This window comes from Pseudomonas sp. SDO5532_S415, from assembly GCF_054071155.1.
Window position 1 is genome coordinate 62,417 of sequence record NZ_JBSVWS010000006.1, and the last position, 24,673, is coordinate 87,089.

The 24,673-nt window shown below is 60.7% G+C and carries 16 protein-coding genes; 3 read left to right on the plus strand and 13 right to left on the minus strand.

From position 1 onward, the window contains the following. Positions 1–129 precede the first annotated feature (129 nt). Both ACW9HW_RS03990 and rep read right to left on the minus strand, forming a co-directional pair. On the minus strand, positions 130–702 hold the full coding sequence (locus ACW9HW_RS03990) for a xanthine phosphoribosyltransferase (protein ID WP_095052388.1): 573 nt from the start codon (positions 700–702) through the stop codon (positions 130–132). Between the two features lie 56 nt (positions 703–758). Then, positions 759–2,768 (minus strand): DNA helicase Rep, encoded by a 2,010-nt coding sequence (rep, locus tag ACW9HW_RS03995; protein ID WP_095194407.1) that lies wholly within the window; start codon positions 2,766–2,768, stop codon positions 759–761. A 264-nt stretch (positions 2,769–3,032) separates the two neighbouring features. On the opposite strand from rep, the gene ACW9HW_RS04000 reads away from it, so the two are divergent. Further along, positions 3,033–4,706 (plus strand): putative bifunctional diguanylate cyclase/phosphodiesterase, encoded by a 1,674-nt coding sequence (locus ACW9HW_RS04000; RefSeq protein WP_095194406.1) that lies wholly within the window; start codon positions 3,033–3,035, stop codon positions 4,704–4,706. Positions 4,707–4,813: 107 nt separating this feature from the next. Here ACW9HW_RS04000 and ACW9HW_RS04005 read toward each other — a convergent pair whose 3' ends face one another. Next, positions 4,814–6,211 (minus strand): NorM family multidrug efflux MATE transporter, encoded by a 1,398-nt coding sequence (locus ACW9HW_RS04005; protein ID WP_095194405.1) that lies wholly within the window; start codon positions 6,209–6,211, stop codon positions 4,814–4,816. A 158-nt stretch (positions 6,212–6,369) separates the two neighbouring features. Between ACW9HW_RS04005 and ACW9HW_RS04010 the strand changes: the two genes are divergently transcribed. Beyond that, positions 6,370–7,290 carry a LysR substrate-binding domain-containing protein gene (locus ACW9HW_RS04010; protein ID WP_095194404.1) on the plus strand — a complete coding sequence of 307 codons (921 nt, stop codon included), beginning with the start codon at positions 6,370–6,372 and terminating at the stop codon, positions 7,288–7,290. A gap of 187 nt (positions 7,291–7,477) precedes the next feature. Further along, the gene (locus ACW9HW_RS04015) at positions 7,478–9,454 is read left to right on the plus strand and encodes a methyl-accepting chemotaxis protein (RefSeq protein WP_457398502.1); all 1,977 of its coding nucleotides are present in this window, start codon (positions 7,478–7,480) and stop codon (positions 9,452–9,454) included. A 136-nt stretch (positions 9,455–9,590) separates the two neighbouring features. Here the strand turns inward: ACW9HW_RS04015 and ACW9HW_RS04020 are convergent, their stop codons facing one another. From ACW9HW_RS04020 to ACW9HW_RS04065, 10 genes are read right to left on the minus strand one after another with little or no spacing between them, the layout of a single operon-like run. Continuing rightward, the gene (locus tag ACW9HW_RS04020) at positions 9,591–11,078 is read right to left on the minus strand and encodes a vWA domain-containing protein (protein ID WP_457398505.1); all 1,488 of its coding nucleotides are present in this window, start codon (positions 11,076–11,078) and stop codon (positions 9,591–9,593) included. Positions 11,079–11,134: 56 nt separating this feature from the next. After that, the gene (locus ACW9HW_RS04025) at positions 11,135–11,641 is read right to left on the minus strand and encodes a hypothetical protein (RefSeq protein ID WP_057712764.1); all 507 of its coding nucleotides are present in this window, start codon (positions 11,639–11,641) and stop codon (positions 11,135–11,137) included. Between the two features lie 4 nt (positions 11,642–11,645). Next, complete coding sequence (locus tag ACW9HW_RS04030; protein WP_095194401.1) at positions 11,646–12,383, minus strand: hypothetical protein; 738 nt, start codon at positions 12,381–12,383, stop codon at positions 11,646–11,648. Positions 12,384–12,417: 34 nt separating this feature from the next. Beyond that, positions 12,418–13,962 (minus strand): SUMF1/EgtB/PvdO family nonheme iron enzyme, encoded by a 1,545-nt coding sequence (locus tag ACW9HW_RS04035; protein ID WP_457398509.1) that lies wholly within the window; start codon positions 13,960–13,962, stop codon positions 12,418–12,420. Beyond that, positions 13,952–15,175 carry an ABC transporter permease gene (locus tag ACW9HW_RS04040; RefSeq protein WP_095194399.1) on the minus strand — a complete coding sequence of 408 codons (1,224 nt, stop codon included), beginning with the start codon at positions 15,173–15,175 and terminating at the stop codon, positions 13,952–13,954. The genes ACW9HW_RS04035 and ACW9HW_RS04040 overlap by 11 nt, the downstream gene beginning before the upstream one ends. Further along, positions 15,159–15,860, minus strand: a complete 702-nt coding sequence (locus ACW9HW_RS04045) for an ABC transporter ATP-binding protein (RefSeq protein WP_095194398.1) — start codon at positions 15,858–15,860, stop codon at positions 15,159–15,161. The genes ACW9HW_RS04040 and ACW9HW_RS04045 overlap by 17 nt, the downstream gene beginning before the upstream one ends. 10 nt (positions 15,861–15,870) lie before the next feature. Then, entirely contained in the window at positions 15,871–17,862 is a 1,992-nt protein-coding gene (locus tag ACW9HW_RS04050) for a vWA domain-containing protein (protein ID WP_457398513.1), read from the minus strand. After that, positions 17,862–18,884, minus strand: a complete 1,023-nt coding sequence (locus ACW9HW_RS04055) for a hypothetical protein (RefSeq protein WP_457398516.1) — start codon at positions 18,882–18,884, stop codon at positions 17,862–17,864. Before ACW9HW_RS04055 ends, ACW9HW_RS04050 begins: the two co-directional genes overlap by 1 nt. A gap of 3 nt (positions 18,885–18,887) precedes the next feature. Further along, positions 18,888–21,602 carry a putative virulence factor gene (locus ACW9HW_RS04060; protein ID WP_457398518.1) on the minus strand — a complete coding sequence of 905 codons (2,715 nt, stop codon included), beginning with the start codon at positions 21,600–21,602 and terminating at the stop codon, positions 18,888–18,890. After that, on the minus strand, positions 21,599–24,664 hold the full coding sequence (locus ACW9HW_RS04065) for a virulence factor SrfB (protein WP_457398521.1): 3,066 nt from the start codon (positions 24,662–24,664) through the stop codon (positions 21,599–21,601). Before ACW9HW_RS04065 ends, ACW9HW_RS04060 begins: the two co-directional genes overlap by 4 nt. Positions 24,665–24,673 lie beyond the last annotated feature (9 nt).

The window sequence follows — 24,673 nt, forward strand, 5'->3', positions numbered from 1 at the left end:
TCGACCCAAAGCCACTGTGGGAGCGAGCCTGCTCGCGAAGAGGCCATAACCTTAAACATCACTGTTGACTGTAAGGCCGCTTTCGCGAGCAGGCTCGCTCCCACAAGAGGGGGCAGGCGGTGTGGCGGATTAATCGATGAAGGTTACAACGCCATCCTTCAGCGATTGCACCCGCGCCAACGACTCTACGCGATAACCCTGCGCATCCAGCTCCGCACGGCCGCCCTGGAACGACTTCTCGATCACGATCCCCAGGCCCGCCACGGTGGCGCCGGCCTGTTTGATGATCGAGATCAGCGCCTGGGACGCCTTACCGTTGGCCAGGAAGTCATCGATGATCAGCACGCGGTCGCTGCTGGTCAGGTGACGCGGGGAGATCGCCACTGTGCTTTCGGTCTGCTTGGTGAACGAGTACACGGTCGCCGACAGCAGGTTTTCGGTCAGGGTCAGGGACTGGTGCTTGCGGGCGAAAATCACCGGCACGCCGAGGTTCAGGCCGGTCATGATCGCCGGGGCGATGCCCGAGGCTTCGATGGTGACGATCTTGGTGATGCCCGAGTCCTTGAACAGCGTGGCGAATTCGTCGCCGATCAGCTTCATCAGGGCCGGGTCGATCTGGTGGTTCAGAAAGGCGTCGACTTTCAGGACCTGATCGGAAAGCACGATGCCTTCTTCGCGGATTTTTTTGTGCAGGGCTTCCATGAAGCTGTCCTCTTTTGGCGCCTTTTGCGCCGAAGGTCTAAATAAAGTGGTCAATTCTAGCGCTTTAACATCGCGCGTATATCCGCCAATGCGTTGTTGCCGCGAACGGCTTTGACTTCGGTCGGGGTGTCGTCGTTGCCTTCCCAGGCCAGGTCGTCCGGTGGCAACTCATCGAGGAAGCGGCTTGGCGCGCAGTCGATGATCTCGCCATATTGTTTGCGCTTGGCGGCGAAGGTGAAGGCCAGGGTCTGACGCGCGCGGGTAATCCCTACGTAGGCCAGCCGGCGTTCTTCTTCGATGGTGTCGGCTTCGATGCTGGAACGGTGCGGGAGGATTTCCTCTTCCATGCCCATGATGAACACGTAGGGGAATTCCAGGCCCTTGGAGGCGTGCAGGGTCATCATTTGCACGCCTTCGGCGCCGTCTTCCTCTTCCTGTTGGCGCTCCAGCATGTCGCGCAGCACCAGTTTGCCGATGGCGTCTTCGACGGTCATTTCGCCTTCTTCGTCTTTCTCGAGCGTGTTTTTCAACGCCTCGATGAGGAACCAGACGTTACCCATGCGGTAGTCGGCGGCCTTGTCGCTGGAGCTGTTGGTGCGCAGCCAGTTCTCATAGTCGATGTCCATGACCATGCTGCGCAGGGCCGAAATCGGGTCTTCGCCAGCGCACTGTTCACGGACCTTGTCCATGAAGCGCTTGAAACGCGACAGGCGATCGGTGAAACGGCTGTCCAGATGTTCGCCCAGGCCGATTTCGTCGGTGGCGGCGTACATCGAGATTTTACGCTCGGTGGCGTAGTTGCCGAGTTTCTCCAGCGTGGTCGAGCCGATTTCCCGGCGTGGGACGTTGATCACTCGCAGGAAGGCGTTGTCGTCGTCCGGGTTCACGATCAGGCGGAAGTAGGCCATCAGGTCTTTCACTTCCTGACGTCCGAAAAAGCTGTTGCCGCCGGACAGGCGGTACGGCACCTGATGGTGCTGCAATTTCAGTTCGATCAGCTTGGCCTGGTAGTTACCGCGGTAGAGGATCGCGAAATCGCTGTACGGTCGGTCGGTGCGCAGGTGCAGGCTGAGGATTTCCATGGCCACGCGTTCGGCTTCGGCGTCTTCGTTGCGGCAACGGATCACGCGGATTTCGTCGCCGTGACCCATTTCACTCCACAACTGCTTTTCGAATTCGTGGGGATTGTTCGAGATCAGCACGTTGGCGCAGCGCAGGATGCGGCTGGTGGACCGGTAGTTCTGCTCCAGCATCACCACTTTCAAAGACGGGTAGTCTTCCTTGAGCAGCATCAGGTTTTCCGGGCGCGCGCCACGCCAGGCGTAGATCGACTGGTCGTCGTCGCCCACCACGGTGAACTGGTTACGCTTGCCGATGAGCATTTTTACCAGCAGATACTGGCTGGCGTTGGTGTCCTGGTATTCATCCACCAGCAGGTAACGCACCTTGTTCTGCCACTTTTCCAGGATGTCGGCATGCTCTTCGAACAGCTTGACCGGCAGCAGGATCAGGTCGTCGAAGTCCACTGCGTTGAACGCCTTGAGCGTGCGCTGATAGTGGGTGTAGACGATGGCGGCGGTCTGTTCCTTGGGGTTGCGCGCGTTTTCCAGGGCCTGGGCGGGCAGGATCAGGTCGTTTTTCCAGGCGCCGATCATGTTCTTGATCTCGTCGACGCCGTCGTCGCCCGAGTATTCCTTCTGCATGATGTCGGTCATCAGGGCCTTGACGTCGGTCTCGTCGAAGATCGAGAAGCCCGGTTTGTAGCCCAGCCGCACGTGTTCCTTGCGGATGATGTTCAGGCCCAGGTTGTGGAAGGTGCAGACCGTCAGGCCCCGGCCTTCACCGGCGCGCAGCAGGGTGCCGACCCGTTCCTTCATCTCGCGCGCGGCCTTGTTGGTGAAGGTCATGGCGACAATGTACTGGGCACGGATACCGCAATTCTGGATCAGGTGGGCAATCTTGCGCGTGATCACGCTGGTCTTGCCGGAGCCTGCACCGGCGAGCACCAAAAGAGGGCCGCCGACGTAGCTCACGGCTTCTTGCTGCCGGGGATTGAGTCGGGACATAGGTAAATTCAGGGGTCAGTCACGAAATGGGCCGGCATTTTAACAGGCTCAGCAATTTGTGCTGCTCTCTCCGACTTGTGACGTACAACGCGATCTCTAATTGCCGCTTTTGTTACTTTCACGCAGGATGCGCAACGGATTTGCGTCTAATGTTCGTAATTCCGGTTACAAAGGCCACGTTTGATAACCGATGTCATTGGTCATTGGTTATCGGCGCGGCATAATGCCCGTCGCCTACATCTTTGCAGAGTCTAGGGAGCTAGCTTGTCTACGCCTGTCGAACCCTTGCGTTTGCTGCTACTGGCTGAAGAGCCAGCGTGGGCAGCGTTGTTGCGCGAGTGTCTGGCTCCGATGGGGAGCTCGGCCGTGCTCATCAGCGCGCCGAGTTGGGAGTCGGTCAGCAGTCTGTTCGATGACAACCGCAGTGCGGTGTTGTTGACGATCCCGGCTCTTCAGCCGGCGCCGGGCCGTTGCTGTCTGCCGACGGTGTTGCTGCTCGAACATGAGCCGCTGACCCCGCCCGACGGTGTAAGCGATTGGTTGGTACGCGATCATCTCGATACCGGCATGTTGCGCCGTTGCCTGCGTCATGTGCGTGAGCGTGGCGTGCTGGAAACCACGCTGCAGCGCTTGGCCGAGCAAGATCCGCTGACCGGCATCGCCAACCGCCAGGGCTTCCAGACACTGCTGACGGCGCGTCTGGCAGAAAACGAAGGCCGTGGCCTGGCGCTGGGGCACCTCGATCTCGATAACTTCCGTCACGCCAACGATGCCCTCGGCCACCAGGCCGGAGATCGCCTGATCCTGCAAGTTGTGGCGCGGCTCAAAAGCCAGCTGGAGGCCGGCGATCAGCTGGCACGGCTGGGCAGTGACGAATTCGCTTTGCTGATCGACACCCGCCGCGCCCCGCAGCGCGCCGAATGGATGGCCGAGCGCATCACCGAAGCCTTGGCCGAACCTTATTGGGTCGATGGCGAAAGCCTGTTGATCGGCTCCAGTCTCGGCATTGCCCACGCCCGTGCCCAGGCCGGTGCCGACCCGTTGATGTGGCACGCACACATCGCCATGCAGCAAGCCAAGAGCACGCAGGGCTGCACCTTTCACATTTTCAACGAACGCATCAACCGCAATGCCCGCAGCATCGCCGACCTGGAAACCGAGCTGCGCCGCGCATTGCGCCGCGATGAGCTGGAACTGCATTACCAGCCACGGCTGAATCTCGAGGACGGGCAAATCGTCGGCCTCGAAGCCCTGGTTCGCTGGCGCCATGCCGAGCGTGGCTTGCTGCCCCCCAGTGAGTTCGTGCCACTGGCCGAGCAGAGCGGTTTGATCGTGCCGCTCGGTTACTGGGTGATTTCCCGGGCCCTGCGCGACATGCAGGCCTTGCGCGAACGCGGTTTGCCGCCGCTGCACATGGCAATCAACCTGTCGTTCCGCCAGTTCCAGGACAGCCAATTGCTGTCGACGCTGAGCCGGCTGATTGCCGAGCGCGGCGTCGAGGCGCAATGGCTGGAGTTCGAACTGACTGAAACTGCAGTCATGCGCCGCAGCGATCTGGTCAAGCAGACCATGGACGCCCTCGGGCGTCTGGGCGTGCGCTTCTCCCTCGATGATTTCGGCACCGGGTTTTCGTCCTTCGTGCACCTCAACAGTCTGCCGATCACCTTGTTGAAGATCGACAAGAGCTTTGTCGGGGGCATGGAGCAACGGGAAGAGAACCGCAAGCTGGTGCACGCGATGATCAACCTGGCGCACAACCTCAACCTGGAAGTCGTCGCCGAAGGCGTGGAAACACCGGAGCAACTGGATTTGTTGCGCGGGTTTGATTGCGATCAGGTGCAGGGGTATCTGATCAGCAAGCCGTTGGCGCTGGCCGAGCTGGTGGAGTATCTGACTTTCGATGGCAGCCAACAGGCGATGATGGAAATCGTGAATTAATCACGAACCCATGTGGGAGCGAGCCTGCTCGCGAAAGCGGTTTGTCAGTCACATCTATGTTGGATGTGCCGCCTCTTTCGCGAGCAGGCTCGCTCCCACAGTGGATTTCAATAAGGCTGGGAGACCGAGAAGCTATCTTCTGACGCCGGCTCGCGCTTGATCATCCGCTTCATCTTCCACTCAAACGCCAGCGTCAAACCCACCGCCGCGAACGCCAGTCCCAGCGCCAGGCCCCACCAGACGCCCGTTGGCCCCCAGTTCAAGTGGAACGCCATCCACCATGCGGCGGGCGCGCCAATCAGCCAATAGCAACCCAGGCCTACCAGGAACGTGGTCTTGGCGTCCTTGAGGCCACGAATGCAGCCCATGGCGATGGTCTGCGTGCCGTCGAACAACTCGAACCACGCCGCGACCGCCAGCAGGCTCACCGCCAGATTGATAACCTCGCGGAAGGCCGGGTCGTTGTGATCGAGAAACAGACCGATCAACTGATTCGGCAGCAGCCAGAACACCATCGCAAAGCACAGCATCGCCGCTGCGCCGAAGGCGAGGCCGACCCGTCCAGCCAGTCGTGCATCCAGCAGTTGCCCGGCGCCGTAATGCTGGCCGATGCGCATGGTGATCGCATAGGAAATCCCCGCCGGCACCATGAACGCCACCGAAACGATTTGCAGGGCGATCTGGTGCGCCGCCAGTTGCGTACTGCCCATGGTGCCCATGCACAGCGCCGCGAATGCAAACAACCCGACTTCCACGGCGTAGGTGCCGCCAATCGGCAGGCCAAGTCGCCACAGCTCCTTCAGGTATTGCCGGTTGAGCCGCAGCAACCCCTGACGCAGCGGATAGGCGTCGTAAGCCGGATGCCGATGGATGTGCCACGCCAGCGCCAGGGCCATGAGGTTGGCCACGATCGCGGTGACCAGACCGATGCCCATCAAGCCCAGTTTCGGCAGGCCGAACATGCCGGTAATCAACGCGTAGTTGAGCAGGAAGTTAGCCACCGTTCCGCCCAGGCTGATGACCATCACCGGCGTCGCGCGGCCGATGGCGCTGGTGAAGCCACGCAAGGCCATGAAACTCAGGTAGCCGGGCAGGGCAAAAGGCAAAAACACCAGGAACTGCCCGGCCGCCTGCACGTTGCTTTCGGTCTGGCCGAAGAGCAGCAAAACCGGTTTGAGGTTCCACAGCAATAGCCCGGCACCCAGCGCCATCAGCCACGCCAGCCACAACCCGGCCTGGACCAGTCGGGCAGCCCCGAGGGTATCGCCCGCGCCCTGACGGATCGACACCAGAGTGCCGACCGCCGCAATCACACCGATGCAGAAGAACGCCACGAACGAATAGCTCGCCGCGCCCAGACTGCCGCCGGCCAGTGCCTCGGGACTCAGGCGCGCCATCATCAAAGTGTCGGTGAGGACCATCAGCATGTGCGCCAACTGCGAGGCGATCAACGGCCCCGCCAGCCGCAGGATGGCCCAGAGTTCAATACGCGCTGGATGCTGCATGATCATCACGCTCGATTGTCAAAGTGAACAGGAAAGCGTCGATTCTCGGCGCTCTGCGGGGTTTGCACAAAGGGATAAAAAGGATGGATGGCATGATTCAAACTCATGCTGGAGAGTTTCTGCTAGGGTGATCGAATCCCGATGTAGGAGCTTTCCCAATGTCACGTCGTCTTCCTCCCTTGTATGCCCTGCGCGCATTCGAAGCGGCGGCGCGACACAGTTCGTTCACCCGAGCCGCTGAAGAGCTGTCGATCACGCAAAGTGCAGTCAGCCGGCATATTCGTACGCTCGAAGAGCATTTTGCCTGCCGCTTGTTTCACCGCAGTGGTCGCCACCTGCAGCTGACCGAATCGGCCCGCTTGTTGTTGCCGGGGATCCGCGAAGGCTTCACTGCTCTGGAACGGGCTTGCAATACCTTGCGCGCCGAAGACGACATCCTGCGCATGAAAGCCCCGTCGACGCTGACCATGCGCTGGTTGCTGGCGCGCCTGAGTCGCTTCCGCCATCTGCAGCCGGGCAACGAGGTGCAATTGACCAGCGCCTGGATGGATGTCGATTCGGTAGACTTCAACGATGAGCCGTTCGATTGCGCGGTGTTGCTGAGCAACGGGCATTTCCCGCCGGACTGGGAGGCGAGTTACCTGTTCCCGGAGGAATTGATCCCGGTGGGCGCGCCCAACCTGCCGAGCGATCAGCCTTGGGACGTCACGCGTCTGGCCAATACTGAGCTGTTGCACCCGACACCGGACCGCCGCGACTGGCGCAATTGGCTGGAGCGCATGGGGCTGGCCGACCAGGTGTCACTCAAGGGCGGGCAGGTGTTCGACACGCTGGAGCTGGGCATGATCGCGGCAGCCCGAGGCTACGGCGTGTCCATGGGTGATTTGCTGATGGTGGCGGAGGATGTGGCGCAAGGGCGATTGAGCCTGCCGTGGCCGACGGCCGTTGCCAGCGGTGAGAAATACTACCTGGTCTGGCCGAAAACCCGTCCGGGCGGTGAGCGCATGCGCCGGCTCAGCGACTTTCTGCAAAGTGAAGTCAGGGCCATGGAATTGCCGGATGTCGAGCACCTGAGCTGAAACGATGGAGCGGCCGGCGTAGCGGCCTTGAGCCATATCCCCACTAATCGCTCAAGTATTTCCGTTCGCCGCCGAAAATCTGCTCGTGGGACCTTCGTGCAGGTTCGACGCTACCCCCTAAATATTAGAAATTTTGCTGAGTGTGCGCCGCGATCACGATGATCCAGGCACTTGGCCAGGAGCTGTCATGTCTCAACCTCGTGCCCGGATAGCCTCACAGCTTGGTCTTGCGCTCGCCGTGATTCTGGCGATCGTCATCACCGGCAGTACCTTGTTCGCCCTGCGTTCGCTGGACACCGCCAACCTCGCCACCCGCGAAGAGCACCTGGCCAGTGAGGCCCGGTTGCTGGCCGATCAGCTGAGCACCTTTCACGGCACGTTGCGTGAAAGTACCCAGCGCCTGGCCGGACTGTTCGAGAAGCGCTTCAGTGGAGGGCTGAGCGTGCACCCGGATGAACCGGTGGCCGTGGCGGGTATCCAGACACCGGGCTTGCACCTGGGCAATGAAGTGCTTAACAACAACTTCAAGGAAGTGGACGAGTTCAAGCAGATGACCGCGGGCGTGGCGACGGTGTTCGTGCGCAGCGGCGAAGACTTCATTCGCGTCAGTACAAATGTCAGCAAACAAGACGGCAACCGTGCCATTGGCACTGTTCTGGATCACGCGAATCCGGCATACGCCCGTTTGATGGCGGGGCAGAGCTACGTGGGTCGATCCTTGCTGTTTGAACGCTTCTACATGTCGCAGTACACCCCCGTGCGCGACAGCAGCGGTAAGGTCATTGCCGTGTTGTATGTAGGATTCGATTACACCGACGCGCAGAAGGCGCAGTTCGAAAACCTCAAACGCTTCCGCATCGGCCAGACCGGCTCCCTGGCGCTTTTGGATGAGCAAAACAAATGGCTTGTGCCGATCGCAGGTGTGCAGGCGCTGGACCAAGCGGTGCCAGCAATTGTCGAACTGGCGAAAACGCCGGGCAAGGGCGATTTCTGGAGCGACAAGTCCGAAGAATTTTATAGCGTGGCCGTACCGTTCGAAGGCGGGCCGTGGTCGGTGGTGGCGAGCATGCCGAAAACCGAAATCAGCGCCGTGACCTGGAGTGTCGGTATCCAGCTGGCCATCGGCAGTTTGCTGGCGATGTTGCTGGCGGTGGGTTCGGCGGTCTGGCTGTTGCGCAGCAAACTCGCGCCGCTGGCGGATCTGGTGCGCCAGGCCGAAGCCTTGGGTGCCGGTGACCTGAGCGTGCGTCTGAGTGTGTCGAGCAACGACGAGATCGGTCAGCTGGCCCGCGCCTTCAACCAGATGAGCCAGGCGTTGTCGACCATGGTCGAGCACATCCGCAATGCTTCGATGGAGGTCAACCGCCGCGCTCAGGCCCTGTCCGGTTTGTCCGGTGGCGCCTACGAAGGGATGGAACAGCAGTCGGGCGAAATCACCAGCATGGCCGGGGCCGTGGAAGAATTCAGCGCGACCTCGTTGAACATTGCCGACAACATGGGCAGCACCCAGCGTCTGGCCCAGGAAAACGCCCAGCAAACGCAGATTGGGCGCACGTCGATGGACGAAGCGTCCTCGTCGCTGGAGCAAATCGCCGGGGCATTGAACAGCACCGCAACGGTGATCAATACGCTGGGTCAGCGTTCCCAGGAAATCGGTGGCATCGTCGGTGTGATTACGTCGATCGCTGATCAGACCAACCTGCTGGCGCTCAACGCCGCGATCGAAGCGGCCCGTGCCGGCGAGCAGGGTCGTGGTTTTGCCGTGGTGGCCGATGAAGTGCGCAACCTTGCCTCTCGCACCCGTGAAGCCACCGATGAAATTTCCGGGATGATCCAGAGCATCCAGCAAGAGACCGGCAACGCCATCAGCACCATGGAACAGGGCAATGTGTTGATGCAGGAAGGCTTGTCACGCAACGCCAACGTCGCCGCGGCACTGGCGCGGATCGATGAGCAAAGCCGCTCGGCCGGACAGCAGTTCGCCGCCATCACCACCGCCACTCAGGAACAGAGCAGCACTGCGACCTTGCTCAGCAGCAACCTGCAGAGCATCGCCCTGGCCAACAGCGAGCAGCGTGAAGTGGTGTCCAACCTGGCCGTCACCGCCAGGGAACTGGAGAAGCTGGCGGCGGATTTGCGGTCCGAAGTTGACCGGTTTCGTTGAGGTGCTTTGAACTAGTTATCGCGGGCAAGCTCGCTCCCATAGGGTACCTGCGTCGTCGAATAACCGTGTAGACGACACAAATTCTGTGCGAGCCTGCTCGCGAATGAGGTCACCTCAATTCAGCATCTTTGCCCCGCTAATCGCACTTGGCATTGCTGGAGACTTCCTTGCTTGCCTGTTTCAACAGGTTACCCAACTCAGCCGCATTGGTGCTGTTGTAAACCCGGCCACCGGTGTTCTCAGCGATGCAGCGTGACGGGCCGCCAGCACCGATTTTCACCACGTTGACCCGCAGGCGTGGTTGTTCCCTGGCGATTCGACGGGATACCGCGCAAACGTCCTGCCCGCAACCGTCTTCTCCGTCGACAAACATCACGATAACCGCATCGTTATTGCGCCCGTCGACGGTACTCGCCGCATGGGCCAGGCTGTCGGCCAGCGGTGTGCCGTCGTCGGGAGCCAGACCTCGAATCCCGTTGATCAGCCGCGGACGGTCGCCGAACTTGAACACACCCCGGTCCGGTGTTCTTTCGCAACCGGCGAAGGTGATCAGGCGTGTGTCGATCTTCGGGTCCAGCCCGTTGATCATGCCGGCCAGCGAATCCTTGGCGACGTCCATGCGGCTGGGTTTGGCGGTGAGCCGCATGGTGCGGTTCGGGTCCAGGAGCTTGTTGATGTCAGGACCGAAGAACCAGTCCTCGTCGGCTTTCACTGACTTGATGTTCAAGTTCATCGAACCCGAGGTGTCGAGCACCACTACGAACTGTGGGATCTCTGCCTTAGGCGCATTTTTACGGCATGCGAAGTTGTCCAGCGTCGGGGCTGGTGGCGGGGCCGCTACTTCCGGTTTTGGTGGTGGAACCGGTTTGGGTGGCGGGGTCGGCTTGGGTTCCGGTACGGGTGCGGGTGCCGGTTTGGGTGGCGGGACCGGCTTGGGTTCCGGTACCGGTACCGGTTCTGGCGTGGGTTCTGGTGCCGGAACAGGTTTCGGTTCCGGTTCCACGACAGGTGCGGGAACAGGCTCAATCGGCTTCTCAACCGGCTTCTCAACTGGCGTAACCACCGGCGCTACAGGCGGAACCACGACAACCGGCTCACGGTGCAGGAACCACCAGAGCCAGAGCGCCAGAAGCAGCAACAACAGCGCGAGCAAGGCCGCCGCGAGCCACCAGCCCCGCCGCGACGGCGATACGACCGGCGCCACCGGAATCACCGGCGGCACGATCGGTTTGGGCGGACGCTGGTTCCAGCGCACCACCAATGGCTCACCATTGAGGCTGTAGAGCTTATCCAGCTCAGGCGTGCCGAGCAGGCTGCGCAGGTCATCCGCTTCCGTCGGTTGACCGCGTTTTTGCAGTTCATCCGCCAGCTGTCCGAGGGACGTCTGACGTACCTCGTAGGTTTCCAGCAAACGTCGTTGCGCGTCCTCGTTGAGATCGGCATAAGGCGTAGGTTGGCCGCCCAGTTCGGTCCACCATTCCAGCACGTCGCCGCTGCCCATCCGCGGGATGGCAAACAGACTGGCGACGGTCGGTGGAAAGTGTTTCTGGATGAGGGCGACTTTGGCTTGCAGCGCACTCATCTCCTCCGATCTGGCTTGCGCATCCCTGATGACCCGCTGCATGACGACGATTCCTGAAAAAGTGCAGGCATCCATCGGGACGCTTGCGGGGTGAAAAGTTACTCTTCGTAGCCGAGGCTGAATTGCAGCTGATTGACCTTCTTCTGCAACGTTTTCAGCTCTTGCTGCTTGGCCGCCAGTGTCGCGGGTGTTGATTTGGCCGTTGGCGCCGCTTGCGAAGCCTTGAGCTGCTTCTCGAGGTCGGCAATCTGCTTCTGCACCTGGGCCTCATTGCCACGCCGAGCCTTGAGCGAGGTCAGCAGTTGCGCCAGCGACTGATTCAGCGCCGCCTGGGATTTCTGCTGGCTGGCCAGATCGGTCTTGGTGCTGAGCTGCTGGGCCTGAATGTTCTCGTACACCTGACGGAACATTGCGTTTTGCTGTCGGGACTCGCTCAGGGCCAGTTCCTTCTGCTTGACCTGATCGCTGTAACCACCGGAGTAGTCGCAGTTCATCTTGGTCAGCAGGCTGCTGTCGCGATTGGTTGCATCGCATTCGCCGGGCTGGGTCGCGCAACCGCTCAGGGCCAGGACGGCAGTGATGACCATCAGTTGTCGTAGCGTCATGTGCTTAACCCAGGGTGATTGCGGAGCGTTGGCTGTACAGGGCGTCGACTTCCTTCTGCAGGCTGACGACTTTCTGGTTCATTCTCTGAATGTTCATGTCCACCTGTCGGATCTCGGCGCTGGTGCCTTGTGAACGCTCGGCGTCTGCCACTTTGCGGTACTCGGTGACCTTGGTACGCATGTTGGCAAGGTCTTTGCGCAGGCGTGCGATGTCCGAGTCAATCCCGGCGATTTGCGCCTGAGCCCTGCTCTTGTCGACTTTCTTGTTGGCGATGTCCTTTTTGATCTGGGCAATTTGCGCATGGTCATCATTGATCACTTGCTGAGCGGTCGCAGTCCGGGCGATCACGTTCTGCGTGTCTTGTTCGACGTCGCTGTTCATCTTCGCCAAGCGGGTGGCGGTGTCGGCGTATTCGGCGCGACGTTGGTCCAGGTAATAGTTCGCGCCCATGGCCACGCCACACGCGGTAATACCGGCGGCGATGACGCACACGGTTTTGTTGCTGCTGTTGGACAGCGCGCAAGCGAGGATGCCGACACCGGCACCGACGGCGCAGGCCTGGTATCCGGACTTGCTGAAGAACTCTGCGTCATTGCCCTGGGTCAGGCGCGGGTCGGCACCGTCGCCTTCGCCCTCGCCGAGCATGGAGCTGCCGGTGTTGGCGCAACCGGTCATTAGCAGGCTGCTGGCGACTACGAATGCGATCTGTAGCTTGAAGCGAGTCCAAAGGCTGCGCGACATGGTGAAACTCCTACGTAACGGTGTTGACGCGTTGTTATTGAGTGACGGTTTTGCAGCTGGTCAGCCAGGCTACAGTGTCGATTTTCTGCTTTTGCAGGAACGCTTTCTGATTGGCCCAGTGAGTGCGCAGGTAAGGTTTGAGGTCTTGCAGCTGTTTGTTGCGGGTGATGATTTCTTCCATCACCGGGACTTGCGTTTCAAGCAGTGGCTGGCCGTACAAGGTAGCCGATTCCACCAGGCTGCTGGCGTAGTAACGGCTGAGTTTGTGCAGGCGATCCTTTTGCTCGTCGAGCTTGCCTTTACGCATGTCGCAACTGGCATCTTTGTCTGCGCTTTCACAGTTGAGCTTGTAGTTTTTTTGCAGGAAGTCCACGTACTGGCCGTCGTCGAGCATCTTGGTGCACAGGAACGCACCCAGGTTGAGGCTGGCGCGGATCGCCTGGTCGCGGGTTTCTTCCTGCTGCTGGTTGCTGGCGCGCAGTTGGTTCTCCAGAGTCTGGAGCTTTTCCTTGAGTACTTTGTCTTCGACGCCCGAGGCGAGGCTGTTCAGCGATTGCACGGTGCCTTTGTCGGCGGATTCGGTTTCCTTGCTGCCGGTACCGAGTTTCTTCCAGCTGCTTTCGATGCTGGCGACTCGTTCGCGAGAGGTGAGGGTCGGGGAGACCAGCACCAGTCGCAGGCCGGTGGTCTTGTTTTTCACCTGGCCTTCGGCATTGTAATACGGTTCCTCCTTACGTAAGGCAGTACGAAGGTCGGCCTGCGCGGTCAGGTAGTTTCCGCCACGAACGACGTAGCCACCGGCCTGACCGTGCTGGCGGTCGAGTTTGTTCAGGCGAAACGGCTCGAACATCATTTCGTCGACGTTACCGAGCATGTCATGCAGGCCCAGCGGGTTGGGCTTTTGCAGACCGGTCAATTGCACTTTGCCGTTGGACGATTGCGCCCCGGCGAACCACTCGTAGGCGTTGATGCCTTCTGGCATCGGGTAGTGCGTGTCGCGGAATTCAGCAGCACCGACTTCCAGCCCGCCGCGCGCGGCGAACTCCCACTCGACCTCGGTCGGCAGGCGCAGGAAACCCAAGGCGCCGTCTTCCCTGGGCAGCTTGCCGGCGGCGTTTTTGCGCAGCCACAGGTTGTACTTGTCGGCGGCCTCGATGGCTTGCACCCAGCTCACCGCCGTTTGCGGCAAGCGCATCTTGGTGGCGGCGGTGGGGCAGGTTGCTTCGGTCAGCGCGGCGTATTGCAGTTGACTCATCTCGTACTTGGCCATCAGGTAGTAACGGGATTTGTCGTTCTTGGCCCCGGTGAAACTGCCGGCGATAAAGGTCGGGCGGGTCTGTTCGACATAGCCGTATTCCGCGCCGTCCTGACCGATGTTGATGGGGTAGTCATCCAGCGGACCGGCGACCGGAATGAATACCTTGCGAAATACCATCGAACCTTCGCAGGGCATCGGCAGCACGACGTCGCCAGCCTCGGGCATCGGGTTGTAATACTTCTCTTCCCAGCCCGCCGCCGAGGCGTCGAGCAAGTAGCCGAGGCTCAGGGGCAACAGCAAGCCAAAACGTTTATAGCTCACGCAGACTCTCCGCAGGTTGGATTTTGATGGCTCTCAGGGCGCCGATCATGGCCACCAGTGCAGCGACCAAGAAGGTCAGGAGCAGGGCGGCCAGGCCATGCCAAACAGTGATGTGGCAAGCGAAGGTGCCGGTGGTTTTGCTGCTGCCGAGCAGGTAGTCGAACAAATGACTGCCCACGGCATAAAATCCCAGCCCGCCAATGTAGCCGGCCAGGCTCAGCACCAGCGCTTGCAGGACCACGAAACCGCCAACGGACCTGCGTTTGAAACCCAGCAGACGCAGGACTGCCAGGCTTTTGCGTTTACGATCGATGTTGGCCAGGAATGCGCCGACCATTGATGCCACGCAGCCGATCAGTGCCGCCGCGGCGATCACACCGAAGATCAACCCCAACACATGGTTGATGGCTTTGACGTTGTCGATATCGGCCAGTCGACTCGACGTTTCGATGTGTTGTTCGTTGAGCCAGTGCTCCAGCGATGCGACCTGATCGATGTCGCGTGCATATACGCGGGCGCGGGCATACAGCGGTTGTAAATTACCCTGAGGTTTACCGGTGGTCACACCGAACTCACTGACCTGATAACCGTCGCGAAAACGCTCCAGATCCAGCAGCAGCGGCGGGGCGACAAACCCGGCAGCGCGACCAAAGCGGGCACCGTCGAGCACGGTCAGTACCGTCAGCGTCATCTCGCCGCGTTCATTGACACCTTCCAGACGGCGCAACGCCCGCAGCTGCACGCTGTCGCCTGCCTTGGCCTGCAAGCGTTGCGCTGCGCTGGCGCTGAGGATCACTTGATTGCCGACGGGGTTGAGTGACGCCAGGTTCAGTTGGGGATCGCCGGGCTCAGTGGCGATGATTTCCGCGCCTTCGACAAACCGTTGCATGCCGATCAGCAGATCAGCCTGGGTATTGAGCGAGCGGGTCTGTCCGAGGGCAAAACCGGTCTCGGGGCGCTGGCGCAAACGCTCGATCCAGGCAGTGTCGTAGTTGCCGTTGCTGAGCATCTTCACTTCAAGATTGCGCGGATCGCGCAGCAGTTCGTCCTGCAACTGGCTGACCACCCCGTGTTTGAGCCCGAACAGCAACAACAACGGCGCGATCACCGCCACCAGGGAGGCGGCGATGCACAGCGAGACCTTGCGATCGTGCCAGAGGTCTTGCAACGCCAGTGAGCCCAGCAGGCGCAAGCGATCAGTCCATCGGTTCAAACAGAGTCTCCCCCTGATGGCTGGTAGCGCCGAGTCGCGGCAAGCCGAAATCCTTCAACAAAGCCCAGTCATGGGATACAACGAGCGCACTCAGGCCCATGCTCGACACCAGGCTCAGGAGCAACTCGAACAAACGCCGGGCACCGTGAGGGTCGAGTGCGGCGGTCGGCTCGTCGGCCAACAGCAGCAGCGGTTCATGGGCAATTGCCCGAACGCAGGCAACACGTTGGCGTTCGCCGATCGACAACGCCTGAGGTTGTTTGTCCAGCAACCCTTGCAGGCGCAACACGTCAACGGCGTGGTCGATGTGATCGCTTTTTGCGGGCATCCCGAGCAAACGGCGCGGCAGGCTGATGTTGTCCCGCACGCTCAGGAACGGCAGCAAGCCGCCACTCTGCAAAATGAATCCCAAATGCCGCGAACGCACCGCTGCAAGAGCAGGCTGGTTGTCAGTGGCCAGCAGTTGGGCGATATCCTGAGCGTGTGTCGGGCCCAGCCGAAAGTACTCGAGCTCCACCGGCGCGAGCAACAGGCCGATGGCTTCGAGCAACGTGCTTTTGCCACTGCCGCTCTCGCCGGTGATGGCGAGGATCTCCCCGGCGCCGACCTGCAAGTGCGGTAGTCGCACGTGATGGGCGTGTGCGCCTTCACCACGGCGCACCAGCAGGTTCTTGATATCGAGCATCGGCGTCTCTTTAAGGCATCATTTCCAGTGGCACGGGGTAGACGTTGTCCCGCGCATCGCTGTCTTTGGCCAAAGCTACCCAGCGATCTACATCGGCGTTGTAACGCTGGTAATGCCGCAGTTTGGTGTTCAGCGTGCGGATGAATTTTTCTTGCGCCAGACCATCCCAGCTCTTCCAGGTCTCTTCATCCAGGTTCAGCACTTCACTCTGATAGGGCAGGTCTTCGAGGTATTCACCGAGGACGCCCATGTCCGCCAGTTTGGCGTTGCTGTTCTGTTTGAGCTGATTGGGATCGGCGCCCATGGTCGCCGCCACCGAGCGCAGGCGGTTGAACATGTCCGTCGGCGAAATCAGGCCTTCGTTGGCGGCATCGAGAATCTGCTTCATCACGTCGCTCAAATCGCTGAGCTGTGACTTGGTCAGCAGCACCCGTACGTCGGTGGTCGGGATGTTTTGCTTGATCAGGTCGCGGTCGGTGATCCATGCCTTGAACACGGGCGGGGCTTTGCTGTTGGTCTTCTCGCCCAGATAGGCGAGTTGCATGGCGTGGCCGATCAGCGCCGCGTCTTCGAGCATCTTTTTCTCGGCCGGGTCCTGCTTGGCGTTCGCCGCACTGCCAATGGCGTCTTCTCCCATGTAGGCAGCTTTGACCTGTGTAGTAATCGCCCCGGCCAGTGCGTCGACCTTGCGCCCGAATTCCTGAACATCGCCAGCGTTCACCGGGTAGTACAGCGAAGTGTTGGTGCCCGGGTAGGTCGACAGGTCCTTGTACTGCGCCTCGGCCTTGGCGTGGTCCTTGGTTCCGGCCGGGGTTTTCAGGTGCAGGGTGTAAATCGCCACGCCCGGGTTGGCGGCTTCGATACGCACCTGCGCGGCGTTCAAACCGGTCTTCGACAGCTTGTCGTCGCCTTCGATGGCGCCCGCATCGGTGATCAGCACCACGTAGCGTGCGCCGAACTGGTTCCAGTCGACTTTGTCGATGCTCTCCATGACGCCGGCAAACGAGTCCTCATCGAAGCTGCTGCTCGACACGGTGGCCTGTTTGAGGTCTTTGATCCTGGCGAAAAAGTCGGCGCTGTCTTTCACCTGCGTCGGGTCGGCGTACATCTTGGTGGTGTATTCCAGCCCCGGTACCGCCTGGGTGTTGGAGCGGAAAGCCACCAGGCCGAACTTGACCTGCTTGCCGAGATTCTGAGCTTCGATCTTCTGGTAAACCTTGCGGATCGCCTCGCGGGTGCGGTCGATGTAGGGGTCCATCGAGATCGTCGAGTCGATGACAAATACCACGGCCGCGCTGAATTCCTTCAGCTGGTTGGCCTTCTTCTCTTCGGCTTCCTTGGCGCTGGCCGCGCTGTTTGCAGCACCACCCTTCACGTTCTTGTCATCCGACTTGCTGACGGAGGCGACATTGAGCAGGCGCGTGCGGAAACCGCTTTCGGTCATGACTTCTTCGCCGCTGAGCACCGGCAGCAGGTAGAACTGCTTTTGCAGGTCGACGAAGTATTCAGGTTCTTCAGCCAGTACGCCCGGTGCTTGCTGGCCCTTTTTCAGCGTGGCCCGCAGCGGCGCGACTTTGCTGACCGGGTCCGGTGCATCAAGAATGCCCTCGACGGTGGCACGGTCCTTGAAAAACAGCAGTCGGTCGCGGTTGGCCGGGTTGGTGAAGGCCAGCGTCAGCTGCATCTTCCAGTCGGTGGTGCAGCTGGCAGGCAGCCAGCCAATGGTTTTGCCGTAGCTGTCGGGGCCGACTTTCAGCCACTCGGCGTTATTCACTTGGGCGCGCTCGTACACATAAAAGCGGCTGAAGACTGGTTGTGCGTCGCCTGCCGCACCGCCCGCCGTCGGGCTGACTTTGCAGCCCGGCGTGGTCAGCACGCGTTGGAACAGGGTCTTTTTACCGGCCTGGATCAGCGGTTTGTCATCGGCCTGGGACAGCGGGCTGATGCACAGCGCGAGTAATGCGGCACCGCTCAGCAGGAATCGACTCAGGGGCGAACGCATCACTTCTGCAACTCCTCGAAGCGCTGCTTGGCTTCGGCGTTGTTCGGGTCCTGGGTGAGGATGGTTTCATACCAGTAGGCGGCGGTGGCGTTGTCCGCGGCCGGGAAGCACTCGCTGGCCTTCAGGTATTTCGGGTCGTATTCGCGGGCATAGGCGTTGGCGATCAGCGCGTCACCGGCCTGGGCACGGTTGGCGTACAGGCGCTGGGCGACGCCGCAGTGCTTGCTGGCTTTGGCCTGGTTGATGATCTCCAGCAATTTGGCACTGTCGGGTGCCGCCTTGATGCAGGTCTGGACGAAGGTCAGTTCGGGCAGGCTGTTCATGCTGTCGAGGGTGCAGGCCTGAGCGTCGGCGCCGGCGGGTGCGACGGGAGTGGCTGCAACTGTAGGGGCCGGGGTGCGTTTGTAGAACCAGAATCCGGCGCCAGCCGCCAGCAGCAACACCACAATCAACAGACCGATCAGGCCTTTTTTGCTTTTTTTCACCGGTGCCGGAGGCGGCGCGTAGGCGGGCTCGGTGAGCACCGACTCCAACTCCACTTCTGGTTCGGCGGTGGACAGGGTCAGTTCAGGCAGATCCGGGATCTCCACGATCTCCGGTGCCGGTGTGCTCGGCGCCGTCAGTTCGGCACCGCCGTAAGTCGAGCGTGTCTGGCCGCCGGCCGTGGACGGTAGCAAACCAACGCCTGGGCGAACCACGCCTTTATCGGCATGACCGTGGCTCTGTTCGCGCAGTTCGATCTGGAATTGCGAATTGGCGACGCCTTCCAGTAGCGGGTCGACCACGTCCGGGCCGACCTGCGTTTCCAAAGCTTCACCGTCGGCCGTGAGGTTGAAACGCGAGACCTTGAACCAGAATGGATGGTTGCTCCAGGCCTTGTGGTCCTGAAGGTAAAAACCGTCCTGGTTGCGCTGAATGGAAAACTCCAACTGTTGCTCGCCACCCTGCCATTTCTTCAAAGTGAGGCGGGCCTGGCCAGGCAGATTGGGCTCTAACGCGAGCAGGTCGACACGAATTGGCATTGCTTATCTCGCTGCGAAGGCTGTGAGCACTTGGCCCAGCCGTTCGTTCTGTTCAGGGGTGATTTCACGTCCGGCACCATGGCCGGCATTGTCCTGCGTGATGTAGGCCAGGCCCGAGAGCCAGTCGCCCAGGTACCGTTGCGCCTGATTCGATGGTTGCGCCGGCAGTACGGGCACTTGGCCCGGGCCAATGTCGGTGTAGAACGAAAACAAAGGCGCCTTGGTTCCGGTGCGGCTGTTCGGACGCTCGTTCACCGGCTTCTGGAGGTAGCCGAACCAGGACACGAAATCGCGCAGCACACGTTGCACTTCCAGTACCTGGCGCTCGACCAGTTGATCGCGCCGCGCGCCACTTTGTGCTCGCTTGAGGACGGCGCGGCTCAGTTGCCCCGGCAAGTCCTGGCGATAGCCGGCGGTGATCAATTCATCGACCACCGCTTCCAGCAAGGCCTTTTCCAGCCCCAGCAGGTTGAGCAGGCTTTGCCGGGTGGTCAGTTCCCGCAGGTGCGCGATCCAGGCCTTGAAGGCCGCTTTGGCGAAGCGATGCTCATTGCTTTGCAGTTCGGGCGCCGGGGTGCCGGTTTTGTTGCTCGCTGGCGTGCTGTCGGGGCTCTGGTCGTCACCGAAATCGAAATCGAAACCGGCGTCGTTGCCGTAAAGGCTCTGGCTCGGTGTCGGGGCGATCGGTTCGTCGTTCACGGCCGGCTCGTCATCGGTCTCGTACACGCCGCTGAGGTACAGGTCGCGCACCTCTTCACTCGGCATGTCGAGTTGATCGATCAGTTCGCCAAGTACCGCCGGCCGACGACCCAGGCCCGTCAGAATCATTTGCGCCTTGGCTTTCTTGGCGGCTGCGGCGCTGTCGTCGTCAGCGTGGTACCAGGTGCTCAGGCCGTGAGTGGTCAGGCCTTCGAGGCACTCGCTCAATTGCTCGCGGATGCGCTGCAATTTGAATTCGATATTGGCCACGCCTTTGAAACTGCCGCTGAAGTGGCTGATGCCACCGTCATCGTGGCGCAGCATTTCTGTCCAGGCGTTGACCGGGTTCTTGATGTGTTTGCACACCAGAGCGTTGCTGGCGAAGCTGGTGCCCAGCGCGTTGACACGTTCCTGATAAATGGCATTGAGGCCGGTTTCCGCACCGGTCGCGTCCTGCCCGATAAATGCCGCGTCCATACGCGGTTTGCGTACCAGGTAGGTGTTCTGGAATGGTGTGCCGGCCCAGTCGTTCATCCAGCTCAGGCTGCCGAAACGCTCCAGCATGGTCAGCTTGACCATGCCGTTCCAGCTCTCGTCGTACTGATCAGGTGTCAGGCTCAGGGAGTTGGTAATGCGCAGGTCAAGCATGGTCAGCGCCCAGATCAGGCCGGTGTCGCGCTTGCTGCGAGCAGCCGAGTCGGCACCCTGGGTTTTTTCGATCCATCGGGTCAGCACCGGCCCCACGTCGTTGACGTCGCTCTGCTTGGTTGAGCTTGTGCAGACCACCAGTGCGTTCATTTCCTGGTTGTCGGTGTAGCGTTCAAACAGGTAGGCGACCTTGCCGCGCAGAATCAGCTGGGAAACGGAGTTGTCCTTGGTGGTGGATTGCGGGTCGTTGGAGTCGGCGATCTCGTGCAGTTTCTGGCGGCCGCGATAACCGGGGAAGTCCAGTAGGTCGACCTGATTGACGATGTCATCCACTGGCGCTTCGACCAGGCGGAACGTCATTTCGGCGGTCAGTGCCGCCAGTTGCGCGACCGCAATCGCCTGACTGTTTTGCAGGCGATCGCCAACCAGCGGTCGAACATCGATCGGCAAGTCCAGCGGGCTGCCGAAGCGTTCGAGGATATCGACGTTCATGATGCTGTCGCGCTGGCTGTAGGTGTCGTTTTCGAAACTCACCAAGGCCTTCAACGGTGCGAACACGGTCTCTGGCAGACCCAGCTTGTGCAACGCGCCGGCCAATTGCTGGTACACGCGCGTCAACTCGCGTTGCTCACCCCAGAGAATCGAAAACAGCTCGGCCCGTTCCTGGAAATTCAGGCGTGGCGCCAGTTGCAACGCTCTGGGCCAGTACAGGTGCTCAAGCTTCTTCACCGAGTTGCGGAAATTGTCGCGCAGGTAATCCCACAGCGACACCAGATCGTCAGCATTGACCCCTGTTTGCAGCGGGCCGGTTTCGCGGCCTTCGAACGGTTTGAGCACGCGCTGGATGCGCTCTTCATCGATCTCGTAGGAAATCCGTTCAAGGTCGAAATCCTTGAACCAGGCGTTGGCGAGAATCTTCGCCAGCTCGATTTCCTTGAACAGCGAGAGTTCTACCGGGAAGTCATTGTCCTGACTTATCGCCGCCCGACGGCTGAAGCGCGTTACCAGGCCGGTGGCCTCCTTGCCGCCACCCACCGGGTTGATGTGCTTGATGAAGTCCAGGCGCTGGTCGCCGAACTCGGTTTCCAGCTTGCCGTTCTGACCGGCGGCGAGGGCCGAAATCAGGTAGGACTTGCCGGCCTGGGACAGGCCGAAAAAGCCAATGGTCATCGGCGTGCAGGCCACACGACCGAGGCTTTGAGCCAGGTTGCGGGCGCGGTGCAGGCGGATGTTCAGGTTGTCGGCTTCGCTGTCCAGGCGCGGTGCATTGCCGCGTGTCTGGCCAATCCAGTCCAGCGCCTGACCGGCGCCTTCATAAACAGCGGCCCAACTGGCAGAGAGCTGAGTTTGATCGGGGGTCAGGTCATTCATTTGCGTTTCACACTTCCACTGTCGAGCCAGTACTTGGTCTCGCTCAGGCCGGCGTCGAGCATGGTGTTGAGCTCCAGCTCGAGGTCGCTGCGCGGGTTGAAGTTGACGTTGTTACTGTTGGATTCGATGTCACGAACCGAGAGGCGGTCGCTGACCAGATCCTGCTTGCGGGTGTATTTGTCCGCCGGTTTGACCTCAAACCGCACCTTGAGCAGCGGGGCGCTGCCGTTTTCACCGATTGCCCGGGAAAACTTCTCCCGACCCGCCTTGGTGAACCGCAAGGTATACAACGGCGAAGCGGCCCAGCGTTCAGCGGCCAACTGGCGGAAACCCAGGCGCAGGTCGCCGCGCATTTCCAGCTGTGGCGTGTCGGCGGCGTCGCCAACGCCAATTTCCGGTAGCTTGATTTTGTAGTCTTCGGACTGGATATCGCGGTACAGCACGTCGGCATCCTTGATCACGTTGTTCAGATCGATGACGCCGATGTGCTTGACCGTCGAGTACGGCTTGAGCGCAGATGCCCGGAAGTAGAAGTTCGGCACGCTGTGGTTGGCGCACAACAGGCAGAGCATGGCGCCGACCGAGGCGGTGCTTTTCGGGTCGTCGATCCGGCCGTTCTTGTGAAACGGATACCAACCGCCGGTGCGGTAATTTTGGAGCGCCAGAATGCGCCCGGGTGGCAGCGGCAACACCTTGCGAATGAACGCCTGGATGCCGGGCAGGCGCGAGGGGCGGCCGGTCAGCAGCAAGACATCACACGGGTAATGCGCGGCCACTTCACACAGCGCTCCGAGGATCTTGGTGATGTTGATCTGGTCGTTGAGGAACGCGGCGTGGAGCTTTTGCAGGTCGAAGCTGATCGGCGCGGCATACAGGTCGAAACCGCTCTGGCCGCCGACATCGCGACGCACGGCAGCATTGACGTAGTCGAGCACGGTCTGGCTGATGGCGTTGTCACCGAGCAAATGGCGGTAGCTTTGCGGGATGACTTCTTGCGGAACCTGCGGATCGTAATGCTCGTACGCCTTGAGCAGCGCCAGGCCCAGCGGGGCGAACACCTGGAGGTTCAATTGCTGACGCAGGATCATGTCCTGGGCACTGACCGATTCATCGCCACACAGCCGCGACATCAGTGAGTTCGGGGCCTTCACGCCGGCGTTCTGCAAGGCTTTTTCGAAACTCGGCAGGATGAAGTCCTGAATCACATCCAGCAGGATGTCGTCGCCAGCCACTTTGAAACCATCGCGAAAACGCTGTTCGGGCACGATGTGTACGTTGCTGCCGCTGCCGGTATTGCCCGCGCGGTCGAGACGATAGTCGGTGATCACCAGGTCGGTGGTGCCACCGCCGATGTCGATGGTCGCGAGGGTGATGCGTTGGCGGTCAGCCTTGTCCGGCCGGGCGATGGTGTCAAAAAACTCTTCCGGGTGACCGGCGAAGTTCTCGTTGACTTCGGTGTACAGGTACACCAGCTGGCCGCAGGACGCTTCGTCCCATTCCACGCGGATACTCGGGATCGGGGTGCGCGGGCTGACGGCCTGATCCTGATGTGGATCTTCCTCGCCGGCGTGCCAGCCGAGGCTTTTCCACACCAGGCCGATGGCTTGCAGCATGCGTTCGTTGAGGATGCTGCGCTCGGCCTGCGGCATGCCCGGCGGCACGGTCAGGGTAATGCTGTTGAGCTGGCGCGGCACGCGGGTGTGACCCTGGCGGGAGCGCTGGGCCGGGCTGTTGATTTGCGACAGCGCCTGGGCCAGTACTTCGGCGAGCATGAAGGTCATTAGCGAGCTGCGGGAATAACGCGGCATGAACACCGGCAGACGATCGTCTTCTTCGAGGCTGTATAGCGCCTCGCCGGTTTCGTTGATCAGATGCGAGAATGGCGAGGCGGTAGCGTACGGTTCGTTGTCGGTCTTGATGTACGAGCAGTTGAAGCGCCAGCCGTGGCCATAGGCGTTTTCGTCCCACAGATAACGTTTCGGGCTGGACAGGCCAGTGGAGCCTTCGGTGCCGCGACGACGACTGGCCAGACGACCGGCCTCATTGCCGACACGGGCAATCGTCGCCCATTGGAACGCATCGTGACGACCGCTCTTGACCGAACAGTGGTCCTTGCCGAAATACGCTTGGGCGAATTCCACGCGGCTTTCGAAAGGCTGGTTATAGGTGTGTTCGGGGGTGATCAGGTCGCGCAGTTCCAGCACGTAGTTCTGCTTCAGTCCGGAGCCGGCCTGACCGTGGTTTTCGATCAGGATGCCACAGGTGCGCGAGTTGCCGACGTCCAGCACCAGGTCCACAGGTATCGGTTTGACCAGGCCATTACTGTCGTTGGCGACCACTTTCAGCTCGGGAATTTCAACTTTCGCCCCGACCTTCGACTGCTGGGCGGCTGACGGTTTGCTCAACAGGCTGAGCAAGTTGAGGTAGTGCGCCAAGTGATGATTGGCGCGGATATCGATGTCCAGCTCTGCGCGCGAACGGTGGGCATTGCCCTCATTGAACACTTCCAGCAACCATTCGTTGACCCACGGCTGCGCCAGAAACCAGCGGGTTTCGCTAGCTTTAGTCGCCAGTTTGAAAGACACGCCGGAGCTGATGTCTTCTTCGTTTGGCGCCAGATAGGCAGTGCCGTCACGCTTTGGCATCACACGGCTGTCGAACGCCATCGTCAGGCGGTGGGTGTTGCCGTCGATGTCGGGAGTCGCCAGTTTTACCAGGCGCATGCGCGACCAGTTGCTCGGACCTTCGTCGAAGCGATGCGGCGGCATGAAGCGGAAAAACGGGATCGGCAGCCAGATGCCGTCGAGCAAATCGAGGCTGCTTTTCATGTCGACGCTGAACGCAGGTTTGGCTTTTTCGACCTTTTCCGGTTCGGGTTCGTAGAAAAAGAAGTCTTTCTCTTCGTTGTACGCCAGGCGGCAGATCAGCCCGCTGATCATCGGTGCGAATTCACCCGCCGGTTCCTTGCGGGGATCCAGGCGCAGGGCGAAATCCATGAACTGGATGCCGGTGTCGCTGACCAGCGTGACGGTGTCTTCGAATTGAGTGACTTCAGGCAACATGTCGGGTTA